The sequence below is a fragment of the Ramlibacter humi genome (assembly GCF_004681975.1).
GTDB classification, from domain to species: Bacteria; Pseudomonadota; Gammaproteobacteria; order Burkholderiales; family Burkholderiaceae_C; genus Ramlibacter; species Ramlibacter humi.
This window is the reverse complement of sequence record NZ_SMLK01000003.1, coordinates 120,481-130,609: the sequence shown is the minus strand read 5'-3', so window position 1 is coordinate 130,609 and position 10,129 is coordinate 120,481. Positions and strand designations below refer to the sequence as shown.

General features: G+C 67.9%; 12 protein-coding genes. All 12 read right to left on the bottom strand.

The features are described 5' to 3' along the window. Positions 1–49: 49 nt before the first annotated feature. The 12 genes from EZ216_RS11605 to hpaR are packed head-to-tail and all read right to left on the bottom strand — an operon-like array spanning position 50 to position 10,076. Complete coding sequence (locus tag EZ216_RS11605) at positions 50–964, bottom strand: DMT family transporter (protein ID WP_135249930.1); 915 nt, start codon at positions 962–964, stop codon at positions 50–52. Then, on the bottom strand, positions 964–1,938 hold the full coding sequence (locus tag EZ216_RS11600) for a 2-dehydropantoate 2-reductase (protein WP_135249929.1): 975 nt from the start codon (positions 1,936–1,938) through the stop codon (positions 964–966). The genes EZ216_RS11605 and EZ216_RS11600 overlap by 1 nt, the downstream gene beginning before the upstream one ends. Before the next feature lie 4 nt (positions 1,939–1,942). Then, on the bottom strand, positions 1,943–2,719 hold the full coding sequence (locus tag EZ216_RS11595; RefSeq protein WP_135249928.1) for a class II aldolase/adducin family protein: 777 nt from the start codon (positions 2,717–2,719) through the stop codon (positions 1,943–1,945). A gap of 20 nt (positions 2,720–2,739) precedes the next feature. Continuing rightward, positions 2,740–3,555: an aldolase/citrate lyase family protein gene (locus EZ216_RS11590; RefSeq protein WP_135249927.1), complete on the bottom strand. Its 816-nt coding sequence runs from the start codon at positions 3,553–3,555 to the stop codon at positions 2,740–2,742. A 17-nt stretch (positions 3,556–3,572) separates the two neighbouring features. After that, positions 3,573–4,373: a 2-oxo-hept-4-ene-1,7-dioate hydratase gene (gene hpaH, locus EZ216_RS11585; RefSeq protein WP_135249926.1), complete on the bottom strand. Its 801-nt coding sequence runs from the start codon at positions 4,371–4,373 to the stop codon at positions 3,573–3,575. A 41-nt stretch (positions 4,374–4,414) separates the two neighbouring features. After that, entirely contained in the window at positions 4,415–4,819 is a 405-nt protein-coding gene (locus EZ216_RS11580; RefSeq protein WP_135249925.1) for a 5-carboxymethyl-2-hydroxymuconate Delta-isomerase, read from the bottom strand. Between the two features lie 7 nt (positions 4,820–4,826). Beyond that, on the bottom strand, positions 4,827–5,756 hold the full coding sequence (gene hpaD, locus EZ216_RS11575) for a 3,4-dihydroxyphenylacetate 2,3-dioxygenase (RefSeq protein ID WP_135249924.1): 930 nt from the start codon (positions 5,754–5,756) through the stop codon (positions 4,827–4,829). Positions 5,757–5,767: 11 nt separating this feature from the next. Then, positions 5,768–6,757, bottom strand: coding sequence for a tripartite tricarboxylate transporter substrate binding protein (locus EZ216_RS11570; RefSeq protein WP_135249923.1), 990 nt, complete (start codon positions 6,755–6,757; stop codon positions 5,768–5,770). Then, positions 6,757–8,214 carry a 5-carboxymethyl-2-hydroxymuconate semialdehyde dehydrogenase gene (gene hpaE, locus EZ216_RS11565; RefSeq protein ID WP_135249922.1) on the bottom strand — a complete coding sequence of 486 codons (1,458 nt, stop codon included), beginning with the start codon at positions 8,212–8,214 and terminating at the stop codon, positions 6,757–6,759. The genes EZ216_RS11570 and hpaE overlap by 1 nt, the downstream gene beginning before the upstream one ends. A 10-nt stretch (positions 8,215–8,224) precedes the next feature. Continuing rightward, positions 8,225–8,971: a fumarylacetoacetate hydrolase family protein gene (locus EZ216_RS11560; protein WP_135249921.1), complete on the bottom strand. Its 747-nt coding sequence runs from the start codon at positions 8,969–8,971 to the stop codon at positions 8,225–8,227. Further along, complete coding sequence (locus tag EZ216_RS11555) at positions 8,968–9,579, bottom strand: fumarylacetoacetate hydrolase family protein (RefSeq protein ID WP_135249920.1); 612 nt, start codon at positions 9,577–9,579, stop codon at positions 8,968–8,970. Before EZ216_RS11555 ends, EZ216_RS11560 begins: the two co-directional genes overlap by 4 nt. Next, entirely contained in the window at positions 9,576–10,076 is a 501-nt protein-coding gene (gene hpaR / locus EZ216_RS11550) for a homoprotocatechuate degradation operon regulator HpaR (RefSeq protein WP_239024350.1), read from the bottom strand. The genes EZ216_RS11555 and hpaR overlap by 4 nt, the downstream gene beginning before the upstream one ends. Positions 10,077–10,129: the final 53 nt, after the last annotated feature.

Genomic DNA, 10,129 nt, shown 5'->3' with positions numbered 1-10,129 from the left:
TCATTTTCGCGGAGGCGGGAATCCATGGCTTCAACTGGTCTGCGCGCCCTCAGCGCTTGCGCATTCCCAGCACCATCACCGCGCCCACCACGATCAGCGCGCCCACCACCTGGATCGGCGCGATCGCCTGGCCGAGGATGAGGAATCCCAGCACCAGCGCGAACACCGGTTCCACGTTCATGATGGCCGAGTTGCCCACCACCCCCAGCTTGGGCAGCACGGTGAACATGATCGTGAACGCGGTGCCGTATAGGAACGTCAGCGCCGCCAGCCCGCCCCAGCCTGCGGGCGCTTGCGGCAAGTGGAAGCCGCCCTGCAGGCCCACGGTGATGAGCGCGACGATGGCGGCCATCGACATGGTGGTGGCGGTGCGCACGCGGCCATCGACATCGCCTGCTTCGTGCTGCGTGAGCACCAGCGCCAGGCCGAACGTGCCGGCCGCCGCCAGCGCGAAAGCCACACCCGCGCCGATGCGGCTCCACTGGCCGGCGGCGCCCAGGCCCGAAGCCGCGCCCAGCACGTCCAGCGCGAGCGCCAGGCCGAACAGGATGACCGGCATGGCGTACAGCATCGCCTTCTCTGGCTTGTGCCGGTAGACGAGGCCCGACCAGATGGCGGTCCAGATCGGGTAGGTGTTGAACGCCAGCAGCGCCAATGCCACCGGCAGCCGCGCGACCGCCGAATACAGGCACAGGCTCTGGATGCCGATCAGGAGCCCGATGGCCGGCAGGAACTTCTTGTGCCGCGCGGTGAACTTCACCTTCACGCCTTGCGACGCGAGGATGGCCACGATGACCAGCGCGGTCACCGTGCTGCGGAACACCACTGCCGTGGCGACGTCGGCGCCGTTGTTGAAAGCGACGCGCGCCGCCACGTGGTTGGCGCCCATCATCAGCGCGATGAGCAGCAGCGTGGCGAAGGCCGCGCCCGACAGCGCGCGCCGCGAAGGAAGCACCGCGGCCATCAGTACAGCCCGTGCACCTGCGCGTGCAGCCGAGCCAGGCCGAGCAGCACGTCGGTGTACGGCGTGGGCACGCCGGTGAGTTCGCCCAGCTCCTTCACCACGGTGACCAGCGCATCCAGCTCGACCGGCTTGCCGGCCTCCACGTCCTGCAGCATCGACGTCTTGAAGGCGCCCAGCTTCTTCGTGACCTGGTGCCGGTCTTCCGGCGTCTGCTCGATGGGGATGCCGATGCGCGCGCCGATCTCGCGCGCTTCCAGCATCACGTTGCTGATGAAGCCGCGCACCAGGTCGTCGTTCATGATGCGGTCGACCGTGGCGCCGGTGATGGCGCTGACCGGGTTGACGGTCATGTTGCCCCACAGCTTGTACCAGGTGTCTTTCTGGATCTGCTCGGACACCACGACCTCGTGGCCGGCCTGCTCCAGCGCCGTGGCCAGCATCTTCATCCGCGCGGTTTTCTCGCCGGAAGGCTCGCCGACGATCAGCTTGTTGCCGAAGTGGTGCTTGACGAAGCCGGGTCCGTTGAGCGCATAGCTGGCGTGCACCACGCAGCCGACCACGTGCCGGCCCGGGATGGCCCTGGCGATGGAGCCATCGTGGTCCACGGCCTTCAGCCGGGTGCCGGCCAACTTGCCGCCGAAACTCTCGAAGAACCACCACGGCACGCCGTTCATGGCGGTGAGCACGATGGTGTCGGGGCCGAGCAGCGGGCCGATGGCCTTGGCGACGTCGGCCATCGCCGGCGCCTTCACCGCGACCACCACCACGTCGTGCGGGCCCAGCTCGGCCGGCGACGCGCTGGACCGCACGGGCGCCGTCAGCACCTGGCCTTCGGTTTCCAGCCGCAAGCCATGCAGTTGCAGGGCTTCCAGCGTCGCGCCGCGCGCGACCACGCTCACCTGATGGCCCGCGCGCGCGAGCCTGGTGCCGATCCAGCCGCCGATGGCGCCGGCGCCGTAGATGCAAACCTTCATGGGATCAATTCCGGTACGAGGGGTCGATGCGGTCGATGCGCCGCACCAGCGCGTCGAACACGTCCTGGCCGGCGCCGAACTGCGCGTCGAACTGGAACGAGTCGTGCGTGGTCTTCACCGCCACCGCTTCGGGCACCGCGATGGCCGGGCCCAGCGCGGCCTGCGCCACCTGGATGTCGCAGGCGCGCTGCAGCGTCCACAGGCGCACGAAAGCCAGCGGCAGCGTCTTGCCCCACGACAACAGGCCGTGGTTGCGCAGGATCACCACCGGCTTGTCGCCCATGTTCTTCAGCAGGCGCGGCGCCTCGTCGGCGTGGATGGTGATGCCCTCGAAGTCGTGGTAGGCCACCAGGCCGTGCAGCTGCGCCGAATAGAAATTGTTCTGCGCCAGGCCGCCCTGCGTGCACGCGACGGCCAGGCCGTTGGTCGTGTGCGTGTGCATCACGCAGTGCGCATCGGCGATGCCTTCGTGGATGGCGGAGTGCACGGTGAAACCAGCGGGGTTCACCGGCCACGGGTTGTCGTCCAGCTTGCGGCCCTGCACGTCGATCTTCAGCAGGTTGCCGGCCGTCACCTCGCTGTAGTGCAGCCCGAAAGGGTTGATCAGGAACTGCTTCTGGCCGCCGGTCACGCTGTCGGGCAGGCGCACGGTGATGTGGTTGTAGATCATCTCCGTCCAGCCCAGCAGGTCAAAGATGCGGTAGCAGGCGGCCAGCTGCACGCGGGCTTTCCACTCGTCGGGGTGCATGGCCGCGGAAGGCGGCTTGAGGATCGCGTTCATGGCGTTCCCTCTCCTGGTGTTCAGTACGGATTGCCGCCCTTGGCGGCGGGTGCCGGCGCGGTGCCCTTGAACTTCGCCGCGAGCGCGGAAGTGGCCTTGACCAGCAGGTTGTTGTCCAGGCCGACGGCGACGAACAGCGCGCCCAGCTCCAGGTAGCGGCGCGAAGCGGCTTCGTCGATGCTCAGGATGCCGGCGGCCTTGCCCGCGCGGTTGATGCGCGCGAAGGCGTCCTCGATGGCGGCCTGCACTTCCGGGTGCGCCGCGTTGCCCACGTGGCCCATGGAAGCCGACAGGTCCGAAGGGCCGATGAACACGCCGTCCACGCCCTCGACGGCGGCGATGGCGTCCAGGTTGGCCAGTGCCTCGCGCGTCTCCACCTGCACCAGCAGGCAGACCTGCTCGTTGGCTTCCTTCGGGTAGTTGGGGTAACGGCCCCAGCGCGAAGCGCGCGCCCCGCCCATGCCGCGCACGCCCTGCGGCGGGTAGCGCATGCTGCGCACGAGTTCCTTCGCCTGCTCGGGCGTGTCGACCATCGGCACCAGCAGCGACTGGATGCCCAGGTCCAGGTACTGCTTGATCAGCATCTGGCCCACGTGGCCGTGGCCCATGGGCACGCGCGCGACGGCATGCGTCTGCGGGTAGCCCGCGATGGCCTGCGCCTGCTGCAGGATGCTTTCCAGGCCATTGGGCGAATGCTCGCCGTCGACCAGCAGCCAGTCGAAGCCGGCGCCGGCGCAGATCTCCGCCGTGTACGCGCTGGCCAGGCCCTGCCACAGGCCGATCTGGGCACGCCGCTCGCGCAGCGCCTGCTTGAAGGGGTTCACGGGGGTCTGCATGGGCTCGTCTCTTCTTCTCAGTTGAACGTGAATTCGAAGCGGCCCAGCGGGCCGTAGTCGGCGTCGAAGCGGTCGCCGGCTTTGGCGCCGACGGGACGGGTGAAGGAGCCGGCCAGCACCACTTCGCCGGCTTCCAGGCATTCGCCCCAGGGCGCGAGTTTCATCGCCAGCCAGGCGACCCCGATGGCGGGATGGCCTTGCACGCCGGCGGCCAGGCCGGTTTCCTCGACCGCGCCGTTCTGCCGCAGGATGGCACCGCACCAGGGCAGGTCCACGTCGCGCGGCTTCACCTTCCGGCCTGCCACGATGATGCCCGCGTTGGCCGCGTTGTCGCTGATGGTGTCCTGCACCTTGCGCATCACCCTGGTGTGGCGGTCGAACTGCTCGATGCGGGCGTCGATGATCTCGATGGCGGGCGTGACGTAGTCGGTGGCGTCCAGCACGTCGTCGACGCTGATCCTGTCGCCTTCGAGCTTCTTCTTCAGCACGAAGGCCAGCTCCACTTCCACGCGCGGGGCGATGAAACGCTTCATCGGAATGCCGCCCGGCTCGAAGAACATGTCGTCCAGCAGCGTGCCGTAGTCGGGCTCGTCGATCTGGCTGGACATCTGCATGGCGCGCGAGGTCAGGCCGATCTTGTGGCCGCGCACCTGCCGGCCTTCGGCGATCTTCATCTTCACCCAGGCGCGGGAGACGGCGTAACCGTCCTCGATGGTCATGCCGGGAAAGCGCCTGGAGAAATGCTCCACCTGCGCGCGAGATTGTTCGCTGGCGTGCAGCTCGGCGGCGAGTTGCCGGATCAGTTGGTCGTCGAACATGGTTCCTGCTTGGTCATCGCCGCACCATCGGCGTGAAAGGTTCATCTGTTGAACAGCGGATGCAGCGTGCTGTGTTTCCCGTCGTACACCTGCCCCGGGCTTTCGTCGATCTGCAGCGTGATCCCCACCAGTTCCTTCTCGAACCACGGCGCGACGTGCTGCCTGACGACGTCCAGCAGCTTGTCGCCGGCTTCCTTCTGCACCGCGGCGCTGCGGCCCGCGGCCATGCGCACGTTCAGGTACATGAAGCCGTAGTCTTTCGCGCCGTCGGCCACCGCGTAGTGCGCGGCCGGATACGCCAGCACGCGCGTGCCCCCGGTGGGAAACACCTGCTTGCCGGCTTCGTCGCGCAGGGTGAGCATCGCGTCGGCCAGCTTGCGGCACAGCGCGCCCATCTCGAGCTTGGGTTCGAGGTTGGGGGTGTAGAGGATCACGCAATGCGGCATGGCGGCCTCAGAGGCGGGTCTGGATGGAGGTGTAGCCGTCGGCCGCCGAAGCGACCGGGCGCGGGATCTGGTCGCCCTTCACCGGCGTGACGGGGAAGACGGCGTTGATCTGGCCCGTGCCCGAAGCGCCGAAGTAGGGCGTCACCACTTCGGCCTTTCCGGTGTACTCGGACCAGCCCAGCGTGCCCAGCAGCATCGCGGTGTCGTGCATGAAGCCTTCGCCGTGGCCCTTGCTGGCGTACTCGGGCAGCATGCCGCAGAAGGCGGGCCACTGGTCGCCCGCCTGCCACATGCGCACCACCTCGCGGTCCAGCTGCTCGAGGAAGGGGCTCCATATCCTGAAGGCGTATTCCGGCGCCAGGCCGTTCTGCGCGAAGCGGTGCGACAGCGAGCCGCTGGCGAACACCGCCACCGTGCCGTCGTACTCGTCCTCGATGGCGCGGCGGATGGCCCAGCCCAGGCGCGCGCTGTCGTTCAGGTAATGCGCCATGCACAGCGCCGAGACCGACACCACCTTGAAGTGCAGGTCCTCATTCATGTAGCGCATGGGCACCAGCGTGCCGTACTCGGGGTGCAGCGTGGTGGCGTCATGCGCCAGCGATTCCACGCCCATCTCGTTGCACTTCTTCGCCAGCAGCTTGCCGAGCGCCGGGTTGCCCGGGATCTCGAAGCGCATGTTGCTGATGAAGTGCGGCAGCTCGTTGCTGGTGTAGCGGCCCTCGAAATGCGGCGCGCAGTTGAAGTGGTAGTTGGCATTGACCAGCCAGTGCGAGTCGAACACCACGATGGTGTCCACGCCCAGCTCGCGGCAGCGGCGGCCGATCTCCTTGTGGCCGTCGATCGCGTCCTTGCGCGTGTCCTTGCGCGGGCCGTCCAGCTCGCTCAGGTACATCGAAGGCACGTGGGTGATCTTGGCCGCCAACGCTAACTTGCCCATGGACGACTCCTTCAGCCTTCCGCCGTGATGTTGGCGCGGCGGATGACGTCCGCATAGCGCGCGATCTCGGACTGGATGAACTCCGCGAACTGCGCGGGCGTGCCCGACAGCGAGGCGATGCCGCCTTTCTGGAAAGCTTCCAGCACCGCGGGTGAGGCCAGCGCCTTGTTCACTTCCGCGTTCATGCGCTGCACGACGGCGTCCGGCGTGGCCGCAGGTGCGAGCAGCCCGTTCCAGGAATTCGATTCGACCTTCACGCCCTGCTCGGCCAGCGTCGGGATCTGCGGTGCGTACACCGACCGCTTGGCGGTCGCCATGCCGATGGCCACCAGCTTGCCGGCCTGCACGTGGGTGCGGAACTCGGGCCAGTTGCCGAACATCATGGACACCTGCCCGCCCAGCAGGTCGCTCAGCGCCGGCGCCTGGCCCTTGTACGGCACGTGCGTGATGTCCACGCCCAGCTGCGCCTTCAGCATTTCGCCCGCCAGGTGCGCCGACGTACCGGAGCCGAACGACGCGTAGCTCAGGCTGCCCGGCTTGGCCTTGGCCTGCGCCACGATGTCGGCGACGGTCTTCAGGCCGCTGCCCGGATGCGTGGCCAGCACGTGCTCGGACATGCCCATCAGCGTCACCGGCCGCAAGTCCCTGAGGCCGTCGTACGGGAGCTTCCTCACCAGCGTCTGGTTGACGCAGAAGCTGTTGGCGACGGTGACGAAGGCGGAACCGTCCGGCGGCGACTTGGCGACGACGTCCACGCCGATCACCGTGCCGGCGCCGGGCTTGTTGTCGACGATCACCGGCTGGCCCAGCGTCTTGGCCAGCTCGACGCCGACCAGGCGCGTGACGTAGTCGGTGGTGCCGCCCGGCGTGAACGGCACGACCAGTTTCACCGGCTTGGACGGCCACGCCTGTCCTGAGCTTGTCGAAGGGGTGCCTTGCGCGCGGACGAACGCGGGCGCGGCGGTGGCCGCGGCCGCGAGAACGAAAGTGCGGCGATCCATCAGACCCCCCAATGCGGGATGTGGTGCGAGCCGAGCGACATCGCGACGTTCTTGGGCTCGAGGAACACCTCGTAGCTCCAGGTGCCGCCTTCGCGGCCGACCCCCGAAGCCTTGGTGCCGCCGAACGGCTGGCGCAGGTCGCGCACGTTCTGGCTGTTGACGAAGCACATCCCGGCCTCGATGGCCGCGGCCACGCGCAGCGCGCGGCCGGCGTTCTCGGTCCACACGTAGCTGGAAAGGCCGTACTGCGTGTCGTTGGCGATGCGGATGGCTTGCGCTTCGTCGGTGAAGGGGATGAGGCAGGCGACGGGCCCGAAGATCTCGTCCTGCGCGATCTTCATGCGGTTGTCGACGTCGGCGAACACCGTGGGCGCGACGTAGTTGCCCTTCTTCACGCGATCGGGCAGCAGCGGCGCGTCAAGTCCGCCGCACAGCAGCGTGGCGCCTTCCTTGGGACCCAGCTCGATGTAGCTGCGCACCTTGGCCAGGTGGCCCTGCGAGATCATGGGACCGATGATGGTTTTCTCGTCGAGCGGGTCGCCGACGGCGATCTTCTTCGCGCGCGCCACGAACTTCTCGACGAAGTTGGCATAGATCGACTTCTGCACCAGGATGCGGCTGCCGGCGGTGCAGCGCTCGCCGTTGTTGGAGAAGATCATGAACACGGCGGCGTCCAGCGCGCGGTCGAGGTCGGCGTCGTCGAAGATCACGAACGGCGACTTGCCGCCCAGCTCCATGCTGAACTTCTTCAGCCCCGCTTCCTTCACGATGCGGTTGCCGGTGGCAGTGGAGCCGGTGAAGGAGATGGCGCGCACGTCGGGGTGCCGCACTAGCGGCTCGCCGGCCTGCTTGCCGTAGCCGTGCACGATGTTCAGCACGCCGGGCGGGATGCCGGCTTCCAGCGCCAGCTCACCCAGTCGGGCGGCCGTCAACGGCGACAACTCGCTCATCTTCAGCACGGCGGTATTGCCGAAGGCCAGGCAGGGCGCGGTCTTCCAGGTGGCCGTCATGAACGGCACGTTCCATGGCGAGATCAGCGCACACACGCCGACCGGGTGGAACAGCGTGTAGTTCAGGTGCGTGTCGGTGGGATAGGTGTGCCCGTCCACGCGCACGCACATTTCGGCGAAGTAGCTGAAGTTGTCGGCCGCGCGCGGCACCAGCTGCTTGCCGGTTTGCGAGATCACCTGGCCGGTGTCGTTGGTTTCGGTCTTCGAGATCTCGGGCACATGGGCCGCGATCAGCTCGCCCAGCTTGCGCACGAGCTTGGCGCGCTGCACGGCGGGCATCGCAGCCCACTTCGGGAAAGCTTCCTTGGCCGCGGCGACGGCGGCGTTGACTTCGGCCTCACCGCCGCTGGCGACTTCCGCCAGCGTTTCCTGCGTGGCCGGGTTGACGGTCTCGAAGTAGTCGGTGCCGGCGACGGCCTTGCCGCCGATCAGGTGGTCGATGCGCATGAAGAAGGTCCTACTGGATCGTGTTCTCGAGTGCGCCCAGGCGCTCGATTTCGGTGACCACCACGTCGCCCCGGCGGCAGTCCACCACGCCGTCGGGCGTGCCGGTGAGGATCAGGTCGCCGGGTTGCAGGGTCATGAAGCTGGAGAAGTACTCGATGAGGAAGGGCACGCCGAAGATCATGTCCTTCGTGTGGCCCGACTGCGTGACCTTGCCGTTGACGGTGGTCTGCAGCTTCAGGTCCATCGGGTCCGGCACGTCGTCGCGGTCGACCAGGAAGGGGCCCAGCGGCGTGGCGCCGTCGCGGTTCTTCACGCGCAGGTTGGGGCGGTACCAGTTTTCCAGGTAGTCGCGGATGGCGTAGTCGTTGGCCACGGTGTAGCCGGCGATGAAGTCGTACGCGTCGTCGCGCTTCACCTTGCGCGCGGTGCGGCCGATCACGACCGTCAGCTCGCATTCGTAGTGCATGAACTGCACTTCGGGCGGCCGCTTCGTGAACTGGCGGTGGCCGTTCAGCGCGCCTTCTCCCTTCAGGAAGACCAGCGGTTCTTCGGGCGCCTTGAACGCCAGCTCCTTGGCGTGGTCGGCGTAGTTCAGGCCCAGCGCGAGGATGGTGCGCGGCCGCGGCGCGGGGTCGACGGGCGGCAGCCAGGTGACGGCGTCGAAGGCCACCAGCTTGCCGTCCGCCAGCAGCAACTGGCCGTCGCGCTCGACGGCGCGTTGCGTGGCGCCCTGGTGGACGATGCGGGCGTGCTTCATGCGGCCTCCGCGACGAAGGTGTTGGCCAGCGTGCCCAGTTGCGGCGAGCGCAGCTCGATGCGGTCGCCCACGCGCGCGCGGGGCCGTGGCGCGTCGCAGCCGAGCAGCAGCACGTCGCCTTCGCGCAGCGTCATGAACTCGCCGACGTCCTGCACCAGCGCTTTCGGCGAGCGCACCAGCGCGTCGAAGGTCACCGACTGCCGGCGCTCGCCGTTGATCCACACCTCCAGCGTGACTTGCTCCGGCTGCACGCGTTCCACCGGCGTGCCGATGCCGAGGAAGCCGTCCAGGCACTTGAACTTCACCGGCGGGCGGAAGAAGCTGTCGTGCGGCACGGACAGGTCGTTCATCAGCACGCAGGCGCCGGCTTCGGTGGCGCTGCGCATCACCAGGCCCACGGTGGCGCCGATCTCCACTTCCGGCACGTTCGCGGGTACCGGGATGGCCGCGCCGGAAGCGCTGAAAGTGTTGGCGGTCTTCACGTACAGCACCGGCGCTTTCGGCGGCGCCTTGTAGGGCGCTTCGTTCATCTTTGCCGCCCACGCGTCGCGCTCGCTGCGGAAATTCAGCAGCGTGCCGTACACGGTGCCCTTCGGCAGCCAGCTCATGCGGACGCCTCCGCGCGTGCGTTGGCGGGGCGGGGCAGCAGCGGCTCGCGGTGCGCGACCTCGGGCTGCTCCAGCTCGATCAGTTCGTCCAGCAGCGCGTACAGCTGCTCCAGCTTCTGCTTGCCCAGTTGTTTCTCCATGAACTGGTAGTGCGATTCGACGGCGTGCGAGAGCTTGTCGACCATCTTGCGGCCCTTGGCCGTGGCTTCGACCACGGTGCGGCGCTGGTCGGCGGGGTCGCGCTCCCGCTTGACCAGGCCGTCGCGTTCCATGCGGGCCAGCACGCCGGTGAGGCTGGGGCCCAGGATGAAAGCTTCGCGCGCCACGCGCCCGGTTTCCACCGTGCCGTGCTCGCCCAGCACGCGCAGCACGCGCCATTGCTGGTCCGACAGGCCGTGCTGGCGCAGGCGCGGGCGGTTGTGGGCCATGACGGCCTCGCGCGCCTGCAGCAGCAGGCGCGGCAGGTTGCGGTGCTTGAAAGTCGTGGTGTCGGCCATGGCGTGAATGCTTAACATGTTAAATGAATCGGCGGATGCGTCAACCGTGAACG

Coding starts and splice junctions, on each gene's coding strand:
- hpaH (WP_135249926.1), bottom strand. CDS start 4,373: ATGTTCGACGACCAACTGATCCGGCAACTCGCCGCCGAGCTGCACGCC.
- EZ216_RS11590 (WP_135249927.1), bottom strand. CDS start 3,555: ATGCAGACCCCCGTGAACCCCTTCAAGCAGGCGCTGCGCGAGCGGCGT.
- hpaE (WP_135249922.1), bottom strand. CDS start 8,214: ATGCGCATCGACCACCTGATCGGCGGCAAGGCCGTCGCCGGCACCGAC.
- EZ216_RS11605 (WP_135249930.1), bottom strand. CDS start 964: ATGGCCGCGGTGCTTCCTTCGCGGCGCGCGCTGTCGGGCGCGGCCTTC.
- hpaR (WP_239024350.1), bottom strand. CDS start 10,076: ATGGCCGACACCACGACTTTCAAGCACCGCAACCTGCCGCGCCTGCTG.
- EZ216_RS11580 (WP_135249925.1), bottom strand. CDS start 4,819: ATGCCGCATTGCGTGATCCTCTACACCCCCAACCTCGAACCCAAGCTC.
- hpaD (WP_135249924.1), bottom strand. CDS start 5,756: ATGGGCAAGTTAGCGTTGGCGGCCAAGATCACCCACGTGCCTTCGATG.
- EZ216_RS11555 (WP_135249920.1), bottom strand. CDS start 9,579: ATGAGCTGGCTGCCGAAGGGCACCGTGTACGGCACGCTGCTGAATTTC.
- EZ216_RS11570 (WP_135249923.1), bottom strand. CDS start 6,757: ATGGATCGCCGCACTTTCGTTCTCGCGGCCGCGGCCACCGCCGCGCCC.
- EZ216_RS11595 (WP_135249928.1), bottom strand. CDS start 2,719: ATGAACGCGATCCTCAAGCCGCCTTCCGCGGCCATGCACCCCGACGAG.
- EZ216_RS11560 (WP_135249921.1), bottom strand. CDS start 8,971: ATGAAGCACGCCCGCATCGTCCACCAGGGCGCCACGCAACGCGCCGTC.
- EZ216_RS11600 (WP_135249929.1), bottom strand. CDS start 1,938: ATGAAGGTTTGCATCTACGGCGCCGGCGCCATCGGCGGCTGGATCGGC.